The following is a 21978-nucleotide window of genomic DNA, read 5'->3' as shown; positions in this document are numbered from 1 at the left end:
GCACGCGGGGTGCCCGTCGGGGGAGCGCGACTGGGCGGGAGGCTCGGCTCCGCGCGGCATTTCGCGGTTCACGTGGGCTCGACTGGGCTCGCCGAAGTGGGCGAGTCCACGAAAGTCGAGCTCTTGAGCGTCACTCGAGGCAGAAGAGGCACGAGCCGATGAGGCAGTCGCCGTTTCCGAAGCACGTCGGAACATTGCCGTCGCCGTTGTCGCACTGCTCGGTAGCCATCTGCCAAATCCCGTCGCCGCAGAAGGGGCCGGCGTCCACCTCGGCACCGGAGTCGGCCACGCCGGTGTCATCTCCGCCGGCGTCGTCCATGGCGGCGTCGGCAACGCCGGCATCCGTGACGCCGAGGTCCGTGACGCCGAGGTCGCTGACGCCGAGATCGCTTGGCACGCCGCCATCCATGGGGGCCGTGGCCACGGCGAAGAAGTCCCCGAAGGTGAACGTCTCCGCGATCAAGGCCAGGCCCAGCGCCGTGACGGCACTGGCACGAACACGCCGCCCGTGCCCTGCACGATGGTCACCATGGCGCCCGAGGGAACGCTCGAGGGAGTGATCGGCAACGTGAGCGTCGCCGGCATCGTGAGCCCCGGATTGAGCGGCGTGATGGTGATCCCCACACTGGCGGCGGCACCCGGACGGCGCGAGGGGGGCGGCACGGAGGCAATGATCTTGAGGCCCGTGGTCCTGGCCCCAGCCGGGATGGCGATCTCGGCACCCGAGGGGTGCGTCAGCGTGAACGCGCTGTCGGGCGAGTAGTCCGCGCTCACGGCGTCGCTGTCGACGTCGTCGCCGCACCCACTGCCTACGAGGGGCAAGAGGAGGAGCGCTGCCGCCATCAGGTAGTGGCGGGCGCTGCGGCCCGAGATGCGTTGCGAGCTCGTGAGCATGCGGATCATTCCCTCCGGGTTCGGAGAACCCTGGCGCGGCAGTTCTTCGCGCCTCTTCTTGTCGCGTTCCGACACCCTGTCGTTCTCGCGGTTCCAGCCGGAGCGGTACCTAGGCGCGCGCACCGCCGGGCGCAAGCCCACGGGCAACCAAGATCGGCCACCACCGCGCCGAGCTGCACGCACGTCATCGGGTGGACTTGCATCCGGGCTCTGCGCGCGGCACGATGTTCCGAATAGCAGACCTTGATTCCGTATATCGGAACCCGCCCGAAGATGCCCAAGTCGCCGTCCACCTCCATCGAGAAGGCCCTCGACCTGCTGATCACCCTCGGCGAGCTGGGCGGCAGCGCAGGGCTGTTGGCGTTGGCGGAGCAGGCCGGTGTGCCCAAGTCGTCCGCGCATCGGTTGCTGCAGAGCCTGTCGTCGCGCGGGTTGGTGTCGCGAACGAGTGACGGCGACTATCAGCTGGGCAGCGCGCTCGTGGTGCTGGGAGAGCTGGCGCGGCGCGGGGATGCGCTGTTGGCGGCGAGTGAACCGGCGTTGCGCGAGGCGGCTCGGGTGTCGGGGCAGAGCTGCTTCTTGGTGCTGGCGCGGGGCGGTAAGTTGGAGGTGGCGCTGGTGGCCGAGGGCTCGGGATTCTTGCGGGCCATGCCCACGGTGGGGGGGCGAGTGCCGGTGCACGCCAGCGCGTCGGGGCGCTTGTACCTGGCTTTAGATCCGGCTCAGGTGGAGGTGGGCGCGGCGTCCGAGTGGGAGCGCTTCACCAAGGCCACGCCCGGCTCGAAGCGCGCGCTGACGGCGCGGGTCGCCGCGGCGAAGGCACGTGGATACGACACGAACGTGGCCGAGTGGATGCCCGACGTGGCCGTCGTGGCGGCGCCGGTGCAGCTGGGCCAGGGCCTGGCGGCGACCGTGGCGCTGGCGACCAGCCAGGGTCACTTCGAGCGCGAGGGCGAGGCCAGCTTGGTGCGCGCGGTGCAGCGCGCCGCAGCAGAGATCCGCGACCAGCTCACGCTGGCGCTGCCTGAACGGAGAACGCGACATGAGTGAGATGAAGGTGTGGATGGACGGTGCGTTGGTGGACGTGGCCAACGCGAAGGTCTCGGTGCTGGATCACGGGCTGCTCTACGGCGACGGCGTGTTCGAGGGCATCCGCATTCGCCACGCGCGCATCTTCCGGCTGGAGGATCACCTGCACCGCCTGAGCGCCAGCTGCGACGCCATCGGGCTCACGCTGCCTGGCGGCAAGGCGCGTGCGAGAGAGGCCTGTCTCGCCGCGGCCCGCGCGCTCGACGCCGACGAGGCCTACCTGCGGCTCGTGGTGACACGCGGCGTTGGCCCGCTGGGCATCGACCCGACCAGCTGCGAGCACCCCTCACTCATCTGCGTGGCGGGGCAGATCGTGCTGTTCGATGCGAAGAAGCGCGAAAAGGGGCTGGACCTCGTGACCTCGTTCTGGCGGCGGCCACCGTCCGACGTGCTGGACCCGCGCGTGAAGTCGCTGAACTACCTGAACAACGTGCTTGCGAAGCGCGAGGCCAAGCTGCGACACGCCGACGACGCGCTGCTGCTCAACACGCAGGGGCGCGTGGCCGAGAGCGCCGGCGCGAACGTCTTCATCGTGCGGCGCGGTGCACTGCAGACACCACCCCCGAGCGAGGGCGCGCTCGAAGGCGTCACACGGCGCAGCATCCTCGAGCTGGCCCGTGCGCAAGAGGCCACGCTCCGACTGCGCGTGGAAGAGGTGCCGCTGGCGCGCGCCGACCTGCTGGACGCCGACGAGGTGTTCCTGACCGGCTCTGGCGCGGGCGTGGCGCGCGTGGCGTCACTAGACGGCGTGGCCCTGCGCGATGGCCGCAACCCGCTCGACCAAACGGCGCCGCGCATGAGTGAGCGTCTGTTCGACGCGCTAGTGGAGCTTGCAAAGACCGCGAGCACACCCTTCCGCGACCTGGCCTGACACGCGACGTCGACGCCGTCCCATGCCGGCACATGCCGGTCCGTCTCACTCGAGGAAGGGGTCGGAGAAGCGGGGATCCGTGACGAATTCTTGGTCCGTGAGGGCCTCGAGGAACGCGATGACATCCGCGCGCTCGGCGAGAGTCAGCGTGAAGCCAGCCACGAACCCGCTCTTGAGTGGGCTCGTGCTGCCGTCGCCCACGTTCGGGCCCTCCGTGGTCAAGGTCCCCCCACGAGCGTAGTGGTCCAGCACGTCGTCTAGGGTCTCGAGCGACCCGTCGTGCATGTATGGCGCGGTGAGCGCGATGTTGCGCAGCGAGGGCGGCTTGAAGCGGCCCATGTCGAGGCGGTCGTTGGTCATGGCGAACAGGCCGGTGTTGCCGGCGGGGTAACCGCCCGCGCCATCCACGTTGTAGAGGCCGTTGTTGGCGAACAGCGCCTGGTCGAACTGGTTCCCAGCGTGGTCGACGGAGTTCGAGAAGTTGAACCCGCCATGGCAGTGGAAGCACTCGAGACGCTCGCCGAAGAACAAGTCGCGTCCGCGCAGCGCGGCGGGGGACATCGCGCCCGTGTCACCGGCCGAGTGTTGATCATACGGCGAGCTGCCCGAGATGAGGGTGCGCTGGAAGGCGCTCAGCGCCCTCAGCACGTTCTCCACCGTGACCGGGTCAGCCTCGCCCGGGAACGCCTCGGTGAACATGCCCGGGTAGACGTCATCGGCGGCGAGCCGAGCGAGCAGCAGGTTCTCGAGACCACCGAGCCCGAGCTCCACGGGTGACTCGCCGAACAACGGGATGCGCGCCTGCTCCTCGAGCCTCACCAGCTCGGAGTTGGCCCAGTTGAAGGTGCTGCCGTACGCGACGTTCGCGAGCGACATGGCGCCCCGCGCCGTACGTTGCCCCGTCGAACCCACGGATGTGGCGCGACGGTCTGTGAAGGCCAGCGCCTGGAGGTGGCAGGTGGCGCAGCGCTGGGTCTCGTTCTCACTCAACCGCGCGTCGTAGAACAGGCGGCGACCGAGCTCCACCTTTGCGTCCGACATGGGGTTGTCCACGGGGACCCGCGGCTCGGGGAAGCCCGCCGGCAGGTCGAAGCGAAACTCGCCCGGAGTGCCGTCGCCCGAACAGGCGGTCACCAGGAACAGAGCCGAGAGTATCGTGCGAGCTGAAGTCCGAGTTCGGGTCATAGCGGGTACCAAGCAAAGAGCCGCCCGGTTGAGGGGCGGCTCTGCTCTCAATCTAGCGCGCCAGGGGCGCTAGGGGGTCTATCTTCAGCGGCGGCGACGATGCGCGAGCGCAGCGCCCACCAGGAGGAGACCCAGCGCGGCGGGCCAGCCTTCGCCTGCCGGCGCGCTGGTGGAGCAGAGCGCTCCACCCGACACGCCGCCGAAGGTGCCGCTGGTGCCGCTGTCCGGTCCCACGCCGCCATCCATCATGGAGACCGTGATGCTGGAGGTGTCGGTGGCCGTGTTGCCTGCGGGGTCGGTCCCCGTGACGTCGACCGTGTGAGTGCCCACGCCGAGCGAGCCACCATCGAAGGTCCAGGTGCCGTCGATGCCGACGGTGACCACCCCGACCTCGTTGCCGTCCACCGTGATGCGGATCTCGGCGCCGGGCTCGCCGGTTCCGGAGATGACACCGGTGCCCGGGTCGATCTCTTCGACCGTGACGAACGTCATGGTGTCGATGCTGAACACGGACGAATCCGAGGCCATGTTGCCGGTGGGGTCGGTCGCCAGCGCGGTGACCACGTAGGGACCGTCCGCCAGCGGGCTGGTGAGCGGGAGCGTCCAGTTGCCCGAGGCGTCCGCCGTGACCGTGCCGAGCGTGGTCGGAGTACCGCCCACGTCGATGGTGATGACCACCTGCGCGCCCGGAACCGCCGTCCCGGTGATGGTCGGCATGTTGTTGTTGAGCACGGCGCCGCTCGCCGGTCCGTTGATGTCCACGGCGGTGTCGGAGGCCACCGTGAAGGTGGAGGTCGCCGTCGCGGTGTTGCCCACCAGGTCGGTCGCGACCGCCGTCATGGTGTGTGGCCCGTTGAGGAGCGCGTCGATGTTCCCGATGAACCACGTGCCATCGACCGCCACGGTGACGCGGCCCACTTCGACGCCGTCGATGGAGACTACGACTTCGGCGCCAGGCTCGCCCGTGCCGCGCAGCAGCGGCGAGGAGTCCAAGGTGGTGCTCCCGTCCGCCGGGTCAACGATCGCTACCACGGTCATGGTGTCGACGCTGAACCCGCTGTTGTCCATGGCGTCCATGCCGCCCACGGTGGTCTCGGCGATGACGGCGTGCGGGCCGTCATCAAGCGGCGTCGTGAGTGGCAGGGTCCATTGACCGAGTGCGTCCACGATGGTGGTGCCCACGCTCGTGCCATCGATGATGACGTCGATCGTCGCGCCGGGCGTTCCCGTACCGGAGATGGTCGGGGTCGCGTTGGCGAGCACGTCTCCGTCGGGCGGGCCCTCGATGACGACCGTCACCGCGGTGCACATGGCGGCCGCCGTGCAAACGCCACCCGAACAGGGGCTGAACTCCGTTAGGGACGGGTTCGTGCAAGCGCCCGCCGAGCACACCTCGGTGGTGCACTCGTTGCCGTCGTCGCAGTCGCTGTCGCTGATGCAGCTGACGCACTCGCTGGCGCCGGTGTCACCCACCACGCAGTTGGGCGTTGCGGTGACGCAGCCCACGTCAGTCCCGGCTCCCAGGTCGGCGCAGATCTCGCAGGTCGCGCCCGACACCACCACGCGGCAGTGCGGCGTCTCCATGGCGCAGCCCGAGTCGGTGTTGGTGGGATCGGTGTCCGCGCACGTCACGCACGCGTTGGTGGGGTCGCCGGAGCAGACCGCACCCATGGTGCACTCGCCCAGGTCACCCGCCGGAACGGAGGTGTCCACGCACGCGTCGGACTCGCACGTGTTCACCGTGCAGCTGTTGCCGTCAGCGCAGTCGGCATCCGCCAAGCACTCACAGAGAATGCCCTCGTCGGTGGAGCCGTTGCAGTTGTTGTCGGCGCCGTCGCAGTCTTCAGGGCAGCGTGGGGCTGGTGCTTCCACCGGGGTCCACGCTGCACATGGCAGCTCCCATTCCGTCGCACTCGACCGCGCCCGTCGCCAGCGCGCAGATGCCCGTGGTGCCCATGCACGAGGTGCCCACGTTGAAGCCTTCGTCGCTGCTGCCGTTGCAGTTGTTGTCCGCGCCGTCGCACGTCTCCGCCGTGGCCGCCGACATGCTGCCGCCCGGGTTCACGCTGCACATCGCGCCGCCGCTGCCGTTGCACTCGACCGCGCCCGTCGCCTGAGCGCACACGCCGGTGGTGCCCATGCACGAGGTGCCCACGTTGAAGCCCTCGTCGCTGCTGCCGTTGCAGTTGTTGTCCGCGCCGTCGCACGTCTCGGTGGTGACCGCCGACATGCTGCCGCCCGGGTTCACGCTGCACATCGCAGCACCCAGTGCCGTCGCACTCGACCGCGCCCGTCGCCTGAGCGCACACGCCGGTGGTGCCCATGCACGAGGTGCCCACGTTGAAGCCCTCGTCGCTGCTGCCGTTGCAGTTGTTGTCCGCGCCGTCGCACGTCTCGGTGGTGACCGCCGACATGCTGCCGCCCGGGTTCACGCTGCACATCGCAGCACCCATGCCGTTGCACTCGACCGCGCCCGTCGCCTGAGCACACACGCCGGTGGTGCCCATGCACGAGCTGCCCACGTTGAAGCCCTCGTCGCTGCTGCCGTTGCAGTTGTTGTCCGCGCCGTCGCACGTCTCCGCCGTGGCCGCCGACATGCTGCCGCCCGGGTTCACGCTGCACATCGCGCCGCCAGTGCCGTTGCACTCGACCGCGCCCGTCGCCTGGGCACACACGCCGGTGGTGCCCATGCACGAGCTGCCCACGTTGAAGCCCTCGTCGCTGCTGCCGTTGCAGTTGTTGTCCGCGCCGTCGCACGTCTCCGCCGTGGCCGCCGACATGCTGCCGCCCGGGTTCACGCTGCACATGGCAGTGCCCATCAGGGTGCACTCGATCGCGCCGGTCGCCAGCGCGCAGACGCCGGTGGTGCCCATGCACGAGCCGCCCACGTTGAAGCCGTCGTCGATGACGCCGTTGCAGTTGTTGTCCGCGGCATCGCACGTCTCGGCGGTGACCGCAGGCGTGCTGCCATCCGGGTCCACGCTGCAGATGGTCGCACCCGGTCCGTCGCACTCGATCGCGCCCACGGTGGCGGCGCAGACCCCGAGTGTCCCCATGCAGGCGGCGCCGATGTTGAAGCCGTCGTCGGTTGTGCCGTTGCAGTTGTTGTCGAGCCCATCACAGATCTCGGCGGTGACCGCCGGCATGCTGCCACCCGGGTCCACGCTGCAGATGGTCCCGGCCAACCCGTTGCACTGCAACACGCCCGTGGCGGCGGCGCAGACGCCGGTGGTGCCGTTGCAGGACGCGCCCACGTTGAACCCGTTGTCGTTCGTCCCGTTGCAGTCGTTGTCGAGGCCGTCGCAGAGCTCGGCGACGGGCATACCCGCCACGGCGTCACAGGTGGACAGGCCGATGCCGGTGCACACGCGCACGTTGGTGACCGCGCACTGCCCCACCCCGACGGTGCAGGCCGTGCCAAAGTCCGCGCAGATGGGGACCTGCACATCGACCACGCAGCTGCGGGTGATGTTGGCGCTGTTGGTGACGTTCACCAGCACGGTCTGCGAGCCCGTCTGCATGAGCGTGGGGCTCCAGTTGAAGGTCACGGAGGCGCCCGACGCCACCGTCGACCCTGCGGCCGGCGAGAGCGTGGCACCCGGCGGGAGGCCGACCACACCCACGGTGAGCGTGCCGGTGCCCGTGAGGGTCATCGTGTGGGAGCCACTCGCCCCCGGGAGGATGGTCAGGCTCGCGTCGCTCGCACAGCTGGGCACGGCCACGCTCGGCCCGATGATCTCCACGATGAGGTCCACGGCGGTCTTGCTCGTCTGGCCGGCGTGCACGGACTCCATGATGAAGTGCATCACGTACTTGTCGCCGTCGTCAGCCGCCACGGCTCCTGCGAGGTTCCACTGGAAATCGCAGCTGTTGCCCGTGGTGCCCGTGATGACGGGGTCGTTCCCGCCCACGGTCGGGATGGGATCGGTGATGCCCGTCTCGGCGGCCAACGCGAAGCGGCAGGTGATGGTGTCGCCGTCCGGGTCGAACATGTTGAACGAGAAGTTCTCCACCTGGCCGCGCTGCATCTGGATGATGGGGAGCGCGCCGGTGGTGGGGCCGCCGGTGTTGCCGCCCCCGACGGCCACTCTGGCCTCCACGCGATAGTTGCCGTTGGCCGAGCCGCCGGAGAGGCTGCCCACTCGGCAGCAGCTCGCGAAGAATGCGGTGAACTGCCCGTCCGCGGCGTAGGTGTGCGTGAGCACGACGCGGCGCACCGCGTAGGTCTCGCCCGCCTGGTCGACGCCCGAGCCGATGTTGGTGCCGGTGGTGAAGTTCAGCGCGCCGGTGGTGGCGTCACCGAAGTTGAGGGTCTCGTTTCCAATGAAGTCGGACCGCCAGGCGGCGTCCACAGTGAACTCGACCGTGCGAGGCATCCCGACGGGGTCAGGCAACCGCCACTGAATGGTTCCGTACCGGAAGTGACTAGCCTCTGCGCTCTGGGCGGCGCCGAGGCACAGGGCGAACGCCACAATGGCGCTGAAGAAATTCAGTATTCTCATCACTACTCCGAATCAGCCGGCGGGGTTGTGTCCGAGCTGTGCTAGATTTGTACGCAGAAAAGTAACGCACCATGCCGACTCGGTCCAAGCTAATTCCACCTCGAACAAGATTTTCTGTTTCCACAGCATTGCTGGCGGCGTTTGCTTGGGTCGTGTCGTCGCGGGCCAGCCCTGTGGCCGCCCACGCGCCGCTCGAGGCCGGTGACATCTTCGTGGTGGGCGTCACGGGCGGGGCCACGCCCACGGTGGCGCTGCTCGGGCTGGTGGAGCTCCACGAGGGCGACTCGGTGGTGCTGACCGACCGGGGATGGCTGGCGGGTGGGGGGTTTCGGGCTGGAGAAGGGCAGACAGTGCACGTCTCGCAGCCCCTGATCGTGCGGGCAGGGGTCGTCATCCAGATTGCGCTCCAGCCGGGCTCGAGTGGCATGGTCATTGACCCTGCAGGAGACCAACTCATCCTGCTGCGCGGCTCGATCGCACCGAATGGGACACCGACGGGGCCACTGCTGGACGTGTTTCACACGGGGGGCGGGTTTCAGCTCGACGTCATGTCGGACTCCACCTCCGCGCTGCCCGACGGCATGGCGAGCCACTCCATCGCACTACCGACGGGGGGAGCGTGGGCGTACGTCGGTCCCACCACGGGGTCACGTGCGGAGCTGCGAGCTGCGCTGAGGGCGCCGACGAACTGGGCGCAGGGCGCCCCCCTGCCGAGCCAGTTCACCATCATCGGCCAGCGGGGTGAGGCGTGCTTGGTGGACGACGAGTGTGGCACGGGCTTTTGCACCGATGGTGTGTGTTGCGAGTCGGCCTGCGACCGCACCACGGGCGAGCGCTGCGCGTTCTGCAACTGGGGCGCTGGCGCACCGGAGACGGGCATGTGCCGCGCCTTGTCCGCCGGCGCGACCTGCCGCAGCGCCCGAGACCTGTGCGACGCCGCAGAGCTGTGCGACGGGGTGTCCCGCACGTGCCCCGCGGACGGCGTGCACGCCAGCACCCGGCTCTGCCGGTTTGGCACGGGCCCCTGTGATCCCACCGACTTCTGCGACGGGGTCTCGGCCGGCTGCCCACCCAACGTGCGCTCGCCCGAGGGTACCGTCTGCCGCGGGCCAGCCACCTTGTGCGACGCGGCGGAGGCATGCGACGGTCTGAGCGCGCAGTGCCCCGAAGACGCTCTGGCGACCGAGGGCACGGTCTGCCGGCCTCCGCAGAGCGTGTGTGACCAGGCTGAGGCGTGCGATGGCGCGAGCGCGCAGTGCCCACCGGACGAGGTCTCGGAGGCAGGTGCTCCGTGCCGTGCAGCCGAGTCCGTCTGTGATGTGGAGGACCACTGTGACGGGCTCGAGCCCACCTGCCCAGAAGACCAAGTCGCGGCCGCCGGCATCTCGTGCCGCGACGCAGTATCGGTGCAGTGCGATCAGCCCGAGCAGTGCGACGGCGCGTCGCCCGCCTGCCCGGCAGACGCGCGCGCCGCCAACGGTGAGACGTGCTCCGTGACGGACACAGGAGTGTGCTCCGGACCCGCCGCGTGCTCCTTCGGTGCGTGTGCACCTGTGGCGTGCGACGACGGCGACGTCTGCACCGTGGACACCTGCGACGCCGCGGGGGGCTGCGACCCACAGCCCATTCCTGGCTGCTGCCACAGCAGCGGTGACTGCGCAGCGCGTGGCCCATGCGAGACGACTACCTGCGGGATGGACAATCGCTGCGTCTACACCGAGGTCCTGGGGTGTGAGCAGCCAGACGGCGGCGTGGACGGCCCGGGAGGGCTGGGTGGCGGCGCCTGCGCCGTGGGCGTCCCATCGGACGGCCCCGCATGGCCGGCGCTCATCGCGTTCATGGTGGGCGTGGTGCTCGCGAGGCGCCGTGCTCGCGCGATTCGCAGCGCTCGCCTTGGATGCGTCCCCAATGCGGGCTAGACCCGCCGCCCATGGAGATCAAGCTCGAATGGTCTGAACCCGGTCTCCTGCGGGTGGTCTGGCCGGAGGAGATCACGGCGGAAGACGTCGCCCGCTTCACCGAGCGTCACGACGCGATGGTCGAGCTGGTCGCGCGCTACGTGATCTACCACGAGTCGCGGGGCGTGCCTGGCCTCAACGCCGCGCTTCGACGGCAGCTGACGACCTGGGTCGAACGATCGGGAACGATGCACGCCAAGCGCTGCCTCGGCGCGTGCTTCGTCACCGAGTCGCCGGTCGCGCGCACCATCGTCACCGGCGTGTGGTGGATGATCTCCACACCGTACCCCCACTCCGTCCACGAACGGCGCACCGATGCACTCCGCTGGGCACACGCACGCCTCGCCGGTGAGCCGGTTTAGTCGCTGGCTCGTTCGACGTGCTCGAAGCGCTGCTCGACCCCGCACGGCACTGAGCCGGGAGGGTCCCTCCGCGGGCTGCTACAGTGCTTCGCATGAGCGACGCCAAGCTGCCTCCCTGCGGCCTCTACAAGACCATCCGCCCCATCGGCTCCGTGCCCGAGGGGCGCCTGGTGTACTTCCACAACCACGGCACCCCGGGGCCCGGGGTGTACCTGCCGGCGGCCTGGAAGCAGAACCGCGCGCACTTCCAGGCGGCGGGCACCACCCTGCCCGACCACACCGACGCGAGCGCGCTCGAGCCGCTGGCACCCGAAGGCCTCTACGTGGTGCGCGAGGCATTCCACTGCTGCGCGAAGCAGTGCGTGGCGTACGCGCCCGGCATGTTGGTGCAGCTGGGCTACCAAGGCACGGCGCAGGCGCTGCTGTTCATCCCACGCTGGGTGGACGGCAGCTTCACGCTGCCCGAGCAGGGCAACGCCGTGGACACCACAGTGGTGGTGAAGCTGCAGCGCCTAGACGTGCCGGACGAGCGCGCCGACGCGCATGCTGCGCAGGTGAACGCCGGCGAAGTGCTGCACTGAGAGCGTGTCAGGCGGGCTTGGGCGCGAAGGCGTCGCAGGTGCCCTGCGGGTGAATCGGGCCGGGCACCGCGCCGCACGTGCCACAGGCAGCGGCGTTGCCCTGATAGAGCGCACAGTTGACGCACAGCTTGCTCGGGTCGGCCGACGCGTCGACGTAGTGCAGGGCCGAGCGGGTGGCCTGCGCCGTGGGCTCGACGGCGCCGGTGCAGGTGAGGACCTCGGGCTCGCTGCCGCCGCAGCCGAGCACGCCGAGGGCACCGAGGGCGGCTCCGGACGCGGTGACGCGGGCGAGGAAGACGCGACGAGAGAGACGGGCGGGCTGGTTCGTGGACATGCTGGGTTCCTTCAAGGGGTGACGGTGTTGGCGCCAGCAGCTGGCGCCGGAGCTGGGGTGAGCGCGCGCGCTTGCGCGATGATGGTGTGCAGCGGCTGCCCCACCCCTTCGTGGCGGGTCACGACGTGACCTTCCGCGTCGATCAGGGTGATGAGCGCGCTATGTGCGAACTCGCCGTTGGGGAGCCGGCGGTACTGGATGCCCAGCGCCATGGCGAGGTCACGCGTGCCCTCTTCGTCGCCCCGCACCAGGCGGAAGCGCGCAGGGTCGAGGCCACGCTCGCGGGTGATGGCGCCCAGGCGCTCGGCGGTGTCGCGCTCGGGGTCGAAGGTAGCGGCCACGACGCGCAGGCTCGGGTCCCCCACCTCTTCTGCGATGCGCGCGAGGTCAGTCAGGATGAGCGGGCAGATGGTGGTGCAGCTCCCGTAGAACATGGTGACCAGCGCGGGCGCCCCGCTCAGGTCCCGGAGGCGCACGCTCGCGCCCGAGGCGTCCGTGAACACCGCGTCGAGGTCATGCAGCGTCGCTTGACGGTCCATCCCTTCGGTGGCGGCCAGCGCCGTATGCTCGTGGGCCTCGTGCTCCGCGTGCTCACTCGGTTCGCCCTCCCCGCTGGCCACTTGCGCAGCGGGGTGCGCCTCGTGGTCGTCGTGGCCAGCATGCTCGCTCTCCTGGCCGCCGCAGCCGACGAGGAGCAAGAGCAGTATTGCGGGGTTCATCTTGATCATGGAAGGTTCCTTCATCGCGCGCACCGGAAGCCCAGGTTCGGGACCGTGTAGGAAGCGCGCAGGCTGGAGCGAAACGCGTAGCGCATGAACGCGGCATAGTCGGCGGCGTCGCGCGCCGAGACGCTGCCGCCACCACAGAACTGCGAGCTCTCGCCGTCGCCTCGCTCGCGGTTGTCGGAGTCCACCATGGCGGCGTTGAAGTCGAGCACCCACTCCCACACGAGGCCGTGCATGTCGTGCACGCCGTGGCGGTTGGCGGGTGCCGCGCCCACGCGTGCCAGGGTGCCGCGCGGGGTGCCGTACCAGGCGAGGATGCGGGCCACAAAGGCGGGGTCACGGCTCGCGTCGAGGCGCGTCTCGTCAGCCTGGGCCACCAGCTCCCACTCGTGCTCGCTGGGCAGCCTTCGCCCGAGCGAGGAACAGTAGGCACGGGCCGCAAACCACGAGACGTGCGTGACCGGCTGGCGCGGGTCGGCGTCCCCGAGGTCCAGCGTGCCGCCCCAGTGCGCAAGGTAGCTCTCGTCCGCGAAGAGCAGCGGCGTGGTGCCCCGCTGCCAGCGCGGCGCGCTTCTCACGAAGGAGAGGAACTGGGCGTTGGTGACCGGCGTCCGCTCGATCTCGAAGGCGGGCACCAGCACCGCCTCGGTCGCCGTGCCACGCCCGTAGAATGGGAAGACCACGGCCTCGGCGATGGGCACCAGCGGCGTCCCCGTGGCCTGCGCAGCGCTCGCGAGCGCCACGCTGCCGACGAGCCCGAGCATGATGCTGGTCCACGCGAGGCCGTTCTTCATGGATGCGCGCCTTCCACGGGGCGCGGCATGTCCCGGCGAGCGGTGGCCACGACCTCGTTGCTGACGGGCGGCAGGCGGTTGCCCATGCTGGCGCGCACGTACGTGAGGACGTCCGCGATCTCGTGGTCCGTCAAGTTCGCGAAGGCTGGCATGACGCCGTTGTACGGGCGACCGCTGACCGTGATGGGACCCGAGAGCCCAGCGAGCACGACGGTGGCGAGCTCCGACTCGGGGCGTCGCAGGTAGTCGCTGGCGGCCAGCGGCGGGAAGACCCCTTGCAGGCCCTCGCCCGTGCGCTGGTGGCAGGCCGCGCAGACGCCACGGTAGGTGGCTTCACCGCGGCTCATGCGCACGGCCAGGGGCTCTTGTCCCTCGGGCGCGGCGGCCAGCGCGGCCACCACCTCGGGCGCCTGGTCGCCGAGGTACACCTCGTCCACCTCTTGGCCAGAGTAGACCGTGGGTTGGTCGTCGCCGGTCACGCGCAGCATGCCGAGCGCGCCCTTGTTGAAAGCGCGCAGCAGCGAGTGGTCCACCAGGATGTACGTGCCCGGCACCTGCACGCCGAAGTCCACCACCGACGCGCCGCCTGCCGGCACCAGCGTGGTCTGCACGTCGCGCGAGGTGCGCGTGCCGCCCTCGAGCCACACGCGGTCGAAGATCTCGCCGATGACGTGGAACGAGCTGATCAGGTTGGGGCCGCCGTTGCCGAAGAAGATGCGGACGTTCTCGCCCACGTTGGCGGTCAGAGCGCCCTCGCCCACCAGCGCACCGTCGCGGCCGTTGAAGATGACGTACGAGGGGTTCTCGTCGATGGCGCGCTGCATATCGAACGGCTGCAGGCCCGCCGCGCGGTAGTTGCCCGTGGTGTAGAAGTCGCCCTGCATCACGTAGTACTCGTGGTCCACCTCGGGGAAGCCCTCTTCGGGCTCCACCACGATCAGACCGTACATGCCGTTGGCCACGTGCATGCCCACCGGCGCCGTGGCGCAGTGGTAGACGTAGACGCCTGCGTTCAAGGCCTGGAACGAGAACTGCGTCTGGTGGCCGGGCGCCGTGAACGAGCTGGTGGCACCGCCGCCGGGGCCCGTGACCGCGTGCAGGTCGATGTTGTGCGGCATCGTGTTGTCCGGGTGGTTCGCCAGGTGCATCTCCACGTAGTCACCGCGACGAACGCGGATCATGGGGCCCGGCACGGTGCCGCCGAAGGTCCAGAAGTTGAACGTGGCGCCGTCGGCGATCTCGCGCGTCTCCTCGCGCACTTCGAGCGTCACCGAGACGCGAGCCGGGCTGGTGCGGCCGGTGGGAGGCGCCGCCATGGGGGGCACACCGAGCTGGGCCACGATCTCGGTCAGCGACGCGGGGTCCACCCGCTCCACCGGGGCCGGGAGGGCCTCCGGGTCGACGGCAGGCGTGGGTGTCTCCGTGGCTTCGTCGGCAGGGGCTGCCTCCGAGCACGCAAGGACACCTGCACACAGCGCGAGGATGACACCCAGTCTCGTGTAGGTCGTGGTTCGCATCGGCTTTCTCCTGCTGCGAACGTAGGCCTCGGCGGGCGGCCGCAGTATGATCTGCGTCAGGTCAGCGCTGCGCGGCCACCAAGACTTCGCCCAGCGTCGCCGATAGACCGCGGGGGTGCTTCAAGAAGCTGTAGCGGCCACCCCCCAGCATCTGCGGAAGGTGGAAGCGCGCCTCGTGGTCGATGGCGAAGGCGTGCACGTGGACACGCTTGGCGTCCGCCTCGCGGATGGCCTGCCGCACGTCCGCTACGCCATGCCGGCCCTCGTAGCGGTCGTAGTCATTAGGCTTTCCGTCCGTGAGGAGCAGCAACAGGCGCCGCTGCGCCTTGGTGCGGGAGAGCAGCTCCGTAGCGTGCCGGACGGCGGGCCCGATGCGCGTGTAGCCCTCGGGCTCGACGCTCGCGAGGCGATGGCGCGCAGCCCGCCACGGCTCCTGAAAGCCCTTCACCACGTCGAAGCGACAGTCCGTTCGGGTGTGGCTGTGGAACGCCGCGACGCCCAGCTCGATGTCGAACGAGGCGAGTGCCTCCCCCAGCACCAGCGCCGCGTCGATCTCGAGCTCGAGCACGCGCGTGTCGTCCACCCAGCCGTCGGTGGAGAGGCTGCTGTCCACCAGCAAGAGCGCCGCCAGCGTGGGTGCGCTGCGCCGGCGCTGCCGGTTGAGACGGTCCGGCGGCGTGGTGCGGGCCGCGAGGCAGGCGTGCCGGTCCACCATGGCGTCCTCGTCGATCTCGCTTCCGTCGAGCTGCCGCGAGCGCCACCGGCGTGACACCTCGAGCTGCTCGAGCTCGGCGCGCACGGCCTCCACCTCCCTGCGGAGCGGGAGCAGGCGCGCGGCCATTTGCTGCTCGGCGGCCGCGGCGGCCACGCGCCGGCGCACGCGCCCCGCCTGCACATGACACCACCCCTCGCGGTAGCTGCGCCGACGCTCGTCCCACTCGGGATACGGGATCCCGCGCGAAGCCGCGCCGTCCGCCACGTCTCCCGCGCCACCCTCCAGCATCACGTCCACGCGCAGCAGCGAGCGCGCCCGCTCGGCGCTCCGGACCACCTCGCGCAGGTCCAGCTCCTCGAGCGCCTGGGCGTGATCGGCCAGCTGGTCGTCTCCATCGAGCTGCTTCATCCCACCCGTGTAGGTCTCGGCCGTGTGCACCTTCTCGAAGGAGTGCACCAGGGGGTTCACCTCGTCCGGCACGTCGGGCAGCTCCACCCGCGTGATGTGCTCCACCGCCCTGCCCTTCACCTCGGTGCCGCTCGGGAGCGCGTCCTGGCTGGCGGGGCCGCGCGCGCCCGCACGCAGGCTGCTGCTCTGCGAGCCCAGCCCACCGAACAGCGGGAAGCTGCGCAGCGGCCCGGGGAGGGCCTTGAACAGGGCCAGCTGCTCGGGCCACAGCAGCGCGTCGGCGTGCGCTGCGAAGGTTCGCGCGTCTTCTGTCAGCGGCAGCCCGAGGCGCGCCGCTGCCCACGTGTCGAGCGCACCCTGGCGCGAGTCCAGCACCCCGACGCGCCCAGCGAGCGCCTCGGCGCCCAGCGCCACGCAGCCCTCGGCCGCGACAGGGAGCTCTTCCTGCAGCACACGCAGCACCACGTCGGCCACGGCCACGGCGGCGATCGCACGCTCGTCGGAGTCCGCGTCCTCGGGCAGCGACACGGGCGCGCAGCGCATCGCGGTGGTCACGAAGGCCACGCGGACCACGTAGGCCAGCTCGTTGCGCTCGGGGTCCGATGCCCAGTCCATCCTCGACGGCAGAAAGATGACGTCGTCGCGGAAGGACCCGTCGCCCTCGGCCTCGCGCACCTCGAGCGAGCGTTCACCCAGCGCGCTCGCCAAGAGCCGCAGGCGCGGCACCAAGGGCTCGAGGCGCGCCTCGCGCAGCAGCTCCTCCTTCGACGGCAAGGCGCCACGGCGCTTTCGCACCGCGTCGTAGAGCCAGCCGAAGAGCGCCTCGTCCCAGGCCATGCGCCTCTCAGAACACCAAGTGGACGATGTCCCGGAGCGCGCCTGCGACCTCCGGGTCGTCTGTCAGGGGTGCCACCACGGTGTGCACGCACGCGACGCGCGGATCCACGCCAGCGCGGATGAGGCGCGCCGCGTTCACCAGGAGCCGCGTGGAGACCGTCTCCGCGAGGCCCAGCTCGGAGAGCGAGCGGACCTTGCGCGCAAGCCCCACCAGGCGCTTCGCCACGGCGGCCTCGATGCCCACCTCGCGGGCCACGATCTCGGCCTCCACCGCCGGCTCTGGGTAGGTGAAGTCGATGCCCACGAAGCGCTGCCGCGTGGACGGCTTCAGCTCCTTCGGGCCACGCCGGTAGCCCGGGTTGAAGCTCGCCACGAGCTGGAACTCCGGCGGCGCGACGAGCTGCTCGGCGTGCCGGTCCACGAACAGCTCGCGGCGGTGATCCGTGAGCGGGTGGAGCACCACGATGACGTCCTCGCGCGCCTCCGCCACTTCGTCCAAGTAGAGGATGGCCCCCTCGCGGACCGCGCGGGTGACGGGGCCGTCTTGCCAGACCGTGTCGCCGCCGCGCACCAGCCAGCGTCCGAGGAGGTCCGCCGCGCTGGTCTCGTCGTTGCACGCCACCGTGACCAGCTCACGCTCGAGGCGGTGCGCCATGGCCTCCACGAAGCGTGACTTGCCACACCCCGTGGGCCCCTTGAGCAGCACGGGGAGCCGCTCGGCGTGGGCCGCGAGGAAGACCTCCTCCTCGCGACCGGTGGCTCGGTAGTACGGCATCACGCCTCGGCGGCGTCCAGCGCGCTTCCCGATGCTGCGGCGCCAGCGCCCTCGTCATCGTCGGCGTCGAGAGCAGGCGCGCCGCCCTGCACCTCACCCTTCGGGAGACCGTGGCGGATGAAGTTGTAGATGAAGGCGGTGACCCCCACGGTGAACAACGAGGCGGCGAGGATCAGGCCCCAGAAGTGCACCTCCACCTCTTCCTGCACGGCCAGGAACTCCATGCCCATGCGACGCTCGAGGACGACCTGCGTGACGCCCGCCACGCCGAAGGCCAGCGTCATGGCGATCATGCCGATGTTGGAGGCCCAGAACGCCACGGTGGCGCTCGGGGTGTCGTAGAGCTTGCGCCCGGACAGCAGCGGCATGGCGTAGGTGATGATGGCCAGGATCAGCATCGCGTACGCGCCCCAGAAGGCCATGTGCCCGTGCATCGCGGTCACCAGCGTGCCGTGCGTGTACATGTTCACCTGCGGCAGCGTGTGAGCAAACCCGAGGAAGCCAGCGCCCACGAACGACATGACGCAGCAGCCCACCGTCCACGCGAGCGCGATGCGGTTGGCGTGCTTGCGGCCGCCCTTCTTGGCCATGGTGATGCCGTACATGGCCATGCCCAGGAAGGCGAGCGGCTCGAGGGCGCTGAAGACGCCGCCGATCCACAGCCAGTAGCGCGGCGTGCCGATGAAGTAGTAGTGGTGACCCGTCCCGAGGATGCCCGAGAGGAACGTGAGCCCAACGATGACGTAGAGCCACTTCTCGATGACCTCGCGGTCGATGCCCGTGAGCTTGATCAGCAGGAAGGCCAGGATGCCGCCCATGATGAGCTCCCAGACGCCCTCCACCCAGAGGTGCACCACCCACCAGCGCCAGTACGAGTCTTCCGTCTGGTTGTCGGTGGGGATCATGCCCGGCAGGTAGAGCAGCGCGGCCATCAAGAGGCCGAAGAAGAGCACCGACGCCGTGGTGGTGATGCGCTTGCCCTTGAGGATGGTCATCCCGATGTTCGCGATGAAGAGCAGCACGTCGACCACCACCAGGTAGTCGAGTGGCCGCGGGATCTCGAGGAACTTGCGCCCCTCCCACCAGGAGAAGTGGAAGCCGATGATGGCCGTCACCCCGACGGCGACGAACGCCACCAGCTGCACCACCGCGAGCTTGGGCCAGTAGAGCTCACGCTCGGCCTCCTCGGGGACGATGTAGTAGGCCGCCCCCATGAAGCCGCACAGGTTCCACATGACCAGCAGGTTGGTGTGCGTGGCGCGCGCGGTGTGGAAGGGGATGATGTCGTGCAGGCCGTCCATGCCCGCGTGCGCGAAGGCCATGATGAAGCCGTAGACGATCTGCAGGCCGAAGAGGAGCATGCAGGTCGCGAAGAACCAGTACGCGATGCGCTGTGACTCGTATTTCATGGGGCGCTCGTTCCGTCGTGGAGGGTGGCGAGATAGGTGGTGAGCGCGGCGACCTGCTCGTCCGTGAGCGGCAACTCGGGCATGGCCGTGCCGGGCCGCACCGACTGCGGGTCATTCAGCCAGCGGCTCAGATAGTCTTGGTCGAAGCGGCTGCCGACGCCGTCGAGCGCAGGCCCGACCGTGCCGCCGCGGCCACCGACGGCGTGGCAGGCCGTGCACATCTGGTCGAAGATGGGAGGCCGTCCGTCTGCTACGGGCGCCTGCACAGAGGACCCCATGTGAGCGGCCAGAGGGGGGTCAGCGGGGAACCCGTTGAGGTCCATGCCGTCCACCCACTCGAAGAACGCGACCAAGTCACTGATCTGCTGGTCCGTGAAGTCGTACTGCTGCATGCGACGCCGCCCCGGGTACATGGCCTCCGGGTCGCGCAGCATGGCGGAGATGAACTCCGGGCCGCGGCGCGAGTGCACGCGCGTGAGCTCGGGGGCGTAGTAGGCGCCCTCGCCGAGGATGGTGTGACAGCCCATGCAATTGGAGCTGTCGAAGAGGTGCTTGCCGCGGATGGCCTCGGGGGTGAGGAGGTGTTCGTTGGTCTGGCCCGGGATCTGCCGGAAGGTGTCCACCGTCAGGAGGACGAACGAGAGGCTGCACAGCCCCGTCCCGACGAGGAAGAACATGCGTGCTGCGGATTTCGAGAGCATGGCGGCGTCAACCTCGAGCCGAAGAGGAGTTCAGGATCTGCTCGAGCTCGAGCGCGCGCGGGAAGAGCACGTTGGACTCGAGGTGGATGTGCTGGTGCAGGTCCAGCTCCACGGCGGCGAGCGCGGCGTACAGCGCGCGGTAGCTCCCGCACGCGTCTTCCGGCGCGCGGAGCTGGTTGCTGAGCCGATGAATGGTCTCGAGCGCCTCGCCCGCGTCCTCGTGCTCCGCGTTCATCATGCTGATGGGGTGCAGGACGGTGCCGAAGGGACCGGAGACGGGCCCGGTCGCCACAGCCAGCGCCTGGATGTACGGGAAGAGCACGCGCTCCTCTTTGAGGAGGTGCATGTTGAGCTCGTCCACCATGCCGAGGACCACGGGAGACATCTCGAGCAGCTCGGGGTGCGCTTCCCCGTGCACCCGCGCCACCTTCTTCATGAGCTGTTCGATGCGCGGCAGCTCCTGCCACATGAACGTGTGGTGCACGTCCAGGATGTGCTGCGCGAGGGTAGCGAGAGGCGCCTCGCGCCAGTCGATCTGCTCGCCCACGTCGCGCGCAGGCGCTTCGAGCTCGGCGATGACCGTGGTGGGGTTCACGCCCACCTTCGCGCATGCGTCGCCGAGGTTTCGGCGCCCTCCGCAGCAGTAGTCGATGCGGTGCGCCTCGAAGACGCGCGCCGCGTGGGGGATGGCGGACGCGAGCTCGCCGATGGTCGTCTGTAATGAAATGGTCATGTTCAGCCTCCAGCCCCGATCCTGGGGGGAAGCCGAGCGCGCCGGTATGATCTGTGTCAGGTCAGCCGGCGACCGACTGGCGCAGCGCGTCGATGCTGGGCAGGACGATGCGGTCGCGGTGGATCAGGACCACGCCGCTCTTCTTCCAGACGCTGAGCGCGCGGATGACCGTCTCCACGCGTGCATCGATATAGGTGGCGATCTGCTGACGGCTCAACCCGAAGGGGATGACCGTCTCGCCGCCCTCGAGCTCGTCGCCGAAGCGGTCTGCCAGGTTCAACAAGAAGAGCGCGAGCCGACGCGCAACCGTCCCCGCGGCCATCACGTCGATCTTGCCGTGCAACAGGCGCACCTGGGCGAGCAACGTGCGGTTCATGGCGTTGGCCACGCGCGGGTCGCGCTGCATGCGCTCGATCAGGGACACCGCATGGATGGAGAGGATGACGGCCTGCGTGCTGGCCACCACGGCGTCGGCTCCGTAGCGGCGACGCTCGAGCACCACCGGCACGCCGGGACACTCGGTGGGCCCGAAGAACGCCATGAGCGTGACCTCGGCGGAGGGCGTGGGGCGCCGGATCTCCACGAGCCCGGACACGATGTGGTGGAAGTTCTGCGACTCGGCCCCGTGCCGCCAGAGGAACTCCCCGCGCCGCAGCGTGGAGAGCGAGCAGGTGGGCTCGAGTTCCTGCAGCTCGCGCTCGTCGAGGTCGGAGAAGAAGCGGCAGCCCCGCATCCGGCGGCGGAGCGTGGTCTCGGCCTTCTGGGGAGGCGGGGGCGACATCGCGCGCGACCCTAGCACGGTTCCCTGCCTCCACATGACGCATGTCATGGTGGCCCACACGCCACGGCCCAATCCTTCGAGTGTCATGGTCATCGACCCCGATCTGACGCTCGAAGAACTGACGCTCCGCGTGGGCGGACCGGGGGCACCGCTGCTGGCCGAGGCGCTGCCCCGCGCGCTTCGGCACGAGACCCTGCGGCACCTCTGCGAGCGGCACGACGTCCCGCTGGATGCGCTGGTCAGCGAGCTCCGGCGCGCCGTCGAGCTCGGCCCCATCGAGCTGGGGGTGAGCGCGCTGATTGGGCACATCCTGCGGGACCACCACGACTTCGAGCGGCACGAGGCCCCCCGCCTGGCCGAGCTGGCGGGCGACGTGGCGCGCCTGCACGGCCGTACCCGGCCGGAGCTCATTCGCCTGTCGGAGTACACCGAGACGCTGGCCGACGAGCTCGAGGCGCACCTCGCCCGCGAGGAGAGGGTGCTGTTCCCCTTCCTGCTCGCCCTCGAGGCCGCCGCGAAGGCAGGCGGTGTGCGGCCACAGGCGCCCTTTGCCTCTCTGCGCCACCCCCTCCAGATCATGAGCGCCGAGCACGCGGTGGAGGACTCGCTGCTCGAGTCCATTCGCTCGCTCACGGGTGGCTACGCCTGCCCCGCCGATGCCGACGAGCCCTGGCGCGAGCTCATCGACGGGCTGCGCGCGCTCGACGTCGACCTGACGCGCCACGTCCTGCTCGAGGACGGCGTGCTCTTCCCCCTGGCGCTGGCCCTCGAAGAGGAGCTGCAGCGCGACGCTTGAGACCCCCGTAC

21 protein-coding genes and 6 pseudogenes are annotated in these 21978 nt (G+C 69.8%); 6 read left to right on the top strand and 21 right to left on the bottom strand.

The window, feature by feature from the left end; all coding sequences use genetic code 11:
• Window positions 1-130: 130 nt before the first annotated feature.
• Window positions 131-463, bottom strand: coding sequence for a hypothetical protein (locus IPI43_17605; protein ID MBK7775916.1), 333 nt, complete (start codon window positions 461-463; stop codon window positions 131-133).
• Window positions 460-894 carry a hypothetical protein gene (locus IPI43_17600; protein ID MBK7775915.1) on the bottom strand — a complete coding sequence of 145 codons (435 nt, stop codon included), beginning with the start codon at window positions 892-894 and terminating at the stop codon, window positions 460-462. The genes IPI43_17605 and IPI43_17600 overlap by 4 nt, the downstream gene beginning before the upstream one ends.
• Window positions 895-1167: 273 nt before the next feature.
• Between IPI43_17600 and IPI43_17595 the strand changes: the two genes are divergently transcribed.
• Window positions 1168-1944, top strand: a complete 777-nt coding sequence (locus tag IPI43_17595; GenBank protein MBK7775914.1) for an IclR family transcriptional regulator — start codon at window positions 1168-1170, stop codon at window positions 1942-1944.
• Window positions 1937-2854 (top strand): aminotransferase class IV, encoded by a 918-nt coding sequence (locus IPI43_17590; GenBank protein ID MBK7775913.1) that lies wholly within the window; start codon window positions 1937-1939, stop codon window positions 2852-2854. The genes IPI43_17595 and IPI43_17590 overlap by 8 nt, the downstream gene beginning before the upstream one ends.
• Before the next feature lie 45 nt (window positions 2855-2899).
• Here the strand turns inward: IPI43_17590 and IPI43_17585 are convergent, their stop codons facing one another.
• From IPI43_17585 to IPI43_17545, 9 genes and pseudogenes are all read right to left on the bottom strand, one after another.
• On the bottom strand, window positions 2900-4039 hold the full coding sequence (locus IPI43_17585) for a di-heme enzyme (protein MBK7775912.1): 1140 nt from the start codon (window positions 4037-4039) through the stop codon (window positions 2900-2902).
• 84 nt (window positions 4040-4123) lie between these two features.
• A complete protein-coding gene (locus IPI43_17580; GenBank protein ID MBK7775911.1) occupies window positions 4124-5911 on the bottom strand; it encodes a hypothetical protein in 1788 nt (595 codons plus the stop codon).
• Window positions 5883-6296 (bottom strand): hypothetical protein, encoded by a 414-nt coding sequence (locus IPI43_17575; protein ID MBK7775910.1) that lies wholly within the window; start codon window positions 6294-6296, stop codon window positions 5883-5885. The genes IPI43_17580 and IPI43_17575 overlap by 29 nt, the downstream gene beginning before the upstream one ends.
• Window positions 6297-6387: 91 nt before the next feature.
• Window positions 6388-6546 (bottom strand): annotated as a pseudogene (locus tag IPI43_17570) (hypothetical protein).
• 24 nt (window positions 6547-6570) lie between these two features.
• A pseudogene (locus IPI43_17565) lies at window positions 6571-6729 on the bottom strand (hypothetical protein).
• 24 nt (window positions 6730-6753) lie between these two features.
• Window positions 6754-6912: pseudogene (locus IPI43_17560) on the bottom strand (hypothetical protein).
• A gap of 24 nt (window positions 6913-6936) precedes the next feature.
• Window positions 6937-7095: pseudogene (locus IPI43_17555) on the bottom strand (hypothetical protein).
• Between the two features lie 24 nt (window positions 7096-7119).
• Window positions 7120-7185, bottom strand: a pseudogene (locus tag IPI43_17550) (hypothetical protein).
• A 120-nt stretch (window positions 7186-7305) separates the two neighbouring features.
• Window positions 7306-8541 (bottom strand): annotated as a pseudogene (locus IPI43_17545) (putative metal-binding motif-containing protein).
• Window positions 8542-8693: 152 nt separating this feature from the next.
• On the opposite strand from IPI43_17545, the gene IPI43_17540 reads away from it, so the two are divergent.
• The 3 genes from IPI43_17540 to IPI43_17530 all read left to right on the top strand — a co-directional run bounded on the left by IPI43_17540 (window position 8694) and on the right by IPI43_17530 (window position 11442).
• The gene (locus IPI43_17540; protein MBK7775909.1) at window positions 8694-10460 is read left to right on the top strand and encodes a hypothetical protein; all 1767 of its coding nucleotides are present in this window, start codon (window positions 8694-8696) and stop codon (window positions 10458-10460) included.
• Window positions 10461-10471: 11 nt separating this feature from the next.
• On the top strand, window positions 10472-10861 hold the full coding sequence (locus IPI43_17535) for a hypothetical protein (GenBank protein ID MBK7775908.1): 390 nt from the start codon (window positions 10472-10474) through the stop codon (window positions 10859-10861).
• 92 nt (window positions 10862-10953) lie between these two features.
• Window positions 10954-11442 (top strand): hypothetical protein, encoded by a 489-nt coding sequence (locus IPI43_17530; GenBank protein ID MBK7775907.1) that lies wholly within the window; start codon window positions 10954-10956, stop codon window positions 11440-11442.
• A gap of 7 nt (window positions 11443-11449) precedes the next feature.
• On the opposite strand, the gene IPI43_17525 is transcribed toward IPI43_17530, so the two are convergent.
• The 10 genes from IPI43_17525 to IPI43_17480 form a co-directional block, all read right to left on the bottom strand.
• Window positions 11450-11776 carry a hypothetical protein gene (locus IPI43_17525; protein MBK7775906.1) on the bottom strand — a complete coding sequence of 109 codons (327 nt, stop codon included), beginning with the start codon at window positions 11774-11776 and terminating at the stop codon, window positions 11450-11452.
• 11 nt (window positions 11777-11787) lie between these two features.
• Window positions 11788-12519: an SCO family protein gene (locus IPI43_17520; protein ID MBK7775905.1), complete on the bottom strand. Its 732-nt coding sequence runs from the start codon at window positions 12517-12519 to the stop codon at window positions 11788-11790.
• Complete coding sequence (locus IPI43_17515) at window positions 12516-13295, bottom strand: formylglycine-generating enzyme family protein (GenBank protein MBK7775904.1); 780 nt, start codon at window positions 13293-13295, stop codon at window positions 12516-12518. The genes IPI43_17520 and IPI43_17515 overlap by 4 nt, the downstream gene beginning before the upstream one ends.
• Complete coding sequence (gene nirK / locus IPI43_17510) at window positions 13292-14812, bottom strand: nitrite reductase, copper-containing (protein MBK7775903.1); 1521 nt, start codon at window positions 14810-14812, stop codon at window positions 13292-13294. The genes IPI43_17515 and nirK overlap by 4 nt, the downstream gene beginning before the upstream one ends.
• A 61-nt stretch (window positions 14813-14873) precedes the next feature.
• Complete coding sequence (locus IPI43_17505) at window positions 14874-16772, bottom strand: VWA domain-containing protein (protein ID MBK7775902.1); 1899 nt, start codon at window positions 16770-16772, stop codon at window positions 14874-14876.
• 7 nt (window positions 16773-16779) lie between these two features.
• Window positions 16780-17547: a CbbQ/NirQ/NorQ/GpvN family protein gene (locus IPI43_17500; protein MBK7775901.1), complete on the bottom strand. Its 768-nt coding sequence runs from the start codon at window positions 17545-17547 to the stop codon at window positions 16780-16782.
• Window positions 17547-18956 carry a cbb3-type cytochrome c oxidase subunit I gene (locus IPI43_17495; protein ID MBK7775900.1) on the bottom strand — a complete coding sequence of 470 codons (1410 nt, stop codon included), beginning with the start codon at window positions 18954-18956 and terminating at the stop codon, window positions 17547-17549. Before IPI43_17495 ends, IPI43_17500 begins: the two co-directional genes overlap by 1 nt.
• Window positions 18953-19657, bottom strand: coding sequence for a c-type cytochrome (locus IPI43_17490; GenBank protein MBK7775899.1), 705 nt, complete (start codon window positions 19655-19657; stop codon window positions 18953-18955). The genes IPI43_17495 and IPI43_17490 overlap by 4 nt, the downstream gene beginning before the upstream one ends.
• Before the next feature lie 7 nt (window positions 19658-19664).
• Complete coding sequence (gene ric / locus IPI43_17485; GenBank protein MBK7775898.1) at window positions 19665-20390, bottom strand: iron-sulfur cluster repair di-iron protein; 726 nt, start codon at window positions 20388-20390, stop codon at window positions 19665-19667.
• 61 nt (window positions 20391-20451) lie between these two features.
• Entirely contained in the window at window positions 20452-21171 is a 720-nt protein-coding gene (locus IPI43_17480) for a Crp/Fnr family transcriptional regulator (GenBank protein MBK7775897.1), read from the bottom strand.
• A gap of 85 nt (window positions 21172-21256) precedes the next feature.
• Here IPI43_17480 and IPI43_17475 point away from each other — a divergent pair, with 85 nt between their 5' ends.
• Window positions 21257-21967, top strand: a complete 711-nt coding sequence (locus tag IPI43_17475; protein MBK7775896.1) for a hemerythrin domain-containing protein — start codon at window positions 21257-21259, stop codon at window positions 21965-21967.
• Window positions 21968-21978 lie beyond the last annotated feature (11 nt).

The sequence above is a fragment of the Sandaracinaceae bacterium genome (assembly GCA_016706685.1).
Taxonomy (GTDB): Bacteria; Myxococcota_A; Polyangia; order Polyangiales; family Houyiibacteriaceae; genus JADJJE01.
Note: the sequence above shows the minus strand (reverse complement) of the source record. Positions and strands in the feature narration are given on the sequence as shown.

Excerpts from the sequence above, each read along its gene's own strand:
- IPI43_17600 (MBK7775915.1), bottom strand. The coding sequence starts at position 894 with ATGCTCACGAGCTCGCAACGCATCTCGGGCCGCAGCGCCCGCCACTAC.
- IPI43_17595 (MBK7775914.1), top strand. The coding sequence starts at position 1,168 with ATGCCCAAGTCGCCGTCCACCTCCATCGAGAAGGCCCTCGACCTGCTG.
- IPI43_17590 (MBK7775913.1), top strand. The coding sequence starts at position 1,937 with ATGAGTGAGATGAAGGTGTGGATGGACGGTGCGTTGGTGGACGTGGCC.
- IPI43_17585 (MBK7775912.1), bottom strand. The coding sequence starts at position 4,039 with ATGACCCGAACTCGGACTTCAGCTCGCACGATACTCTCGGCTCTGTTC.
- IPI43_17575 (MBK7775910.1), bottom strand. The coding sequence starts at position 6,296 with ATGTGCAGCGTGAACCCGGGCGGCAGCATGTCGGCGGTCACCACCGAG.
- IPI43_17535 (MBK7775908.1), top strand. The coding sequence starts at position 10,472 with ATGGAGATCAAGCTCGAATGGTCTGAACCCGGTCTCCTGCGGGTGGTC.
- IPI43_17530 (MBK7775907.1), top strand. The coding sequence starts at position 10,954 with ATGAGCGACGCCAAGCTGCCTCCCTGCGGCCTCTACAAGACCATCCGC.
- IPI43_17525 (MBK7775906.1), bottom strand. The coding sequence starts at position 11,776 with ATGTCCACGAACCAGCCCGCCCGTCTCTCTCGTCGCGTCTTCCTCGCC.
- IPI43_17520 (MBK7775905.1), bottom strand. The coding sequence starts at position 12,519 with ATGAAGGAACCTTCCATGATCAAGATGAACCCCGCAATACTGCTCTTG.
- IPI43_17515 (MBK7775904.1), bottom strand. The coding sequence starts at position 13,295 with ATGAAGAACGGCCTCGCGTGGACCAGCATCATGCTCGGGCTCGTCGGC.
- nirK (MBK7775903.1), bottom strand. The coding sequence starts at position 14,812 with ATGCGAACCACGACCTACACGAGACTGGGTGTCATCCTCGCGCTGTGT.
- IPI43_17505 (MBK7775902.1), bottom strand. The coding sequence starts at position 16,772 with ATGGCCTGGGACGAGGCGCTCTTCGGCTGGCTCTACGACGCGGTGCGA.
- IPI43_17500 (MBK7775901.1), bottom strand. The coding sequence starts at position 17,547 with ATGCCGTACTACCGAGCCACCGGTCGCGAGGAGGAGGTCTTCCTCGCG.
- IPI43_17495 (MBK7775900.1), bottom strand. The coding sequence starts at position 18,956 with ATGAAATACGAGTCACAGCGCATCGCGTACTGGTTCTTCGCGACCTGC.
- IPI43_17490 (MBK7775899.1), bottom strand. The coding sequence starts at position 19,657 with ATGCTCTCGAAATCCGCAGCACGCATGTTCTTCCTCGTCGGGACGGGG.
- ric (MBK7775898.1), bottom strand. The coding sequence starts at position 20,390 with ATGACCATTTCATTACAGACGACCATCGGCGAGCTCGCGTCCGCCATC.
- IPI43_17480 (MBK7775897.1), bottom strand. The coding sequence starts at position 21,171 with ATGTCGCCCCCGCCTCCCCAGAAGGCCGAGACCACGCTCCGCCGCCGG.
- IPI43_17475 (MBK7775896.1), top strand. The coding sequence starts at position 21,257 with ATGGTCATCGACCCCGATCTGACGCTCGAAGAACTGACGCTCCGCGTG.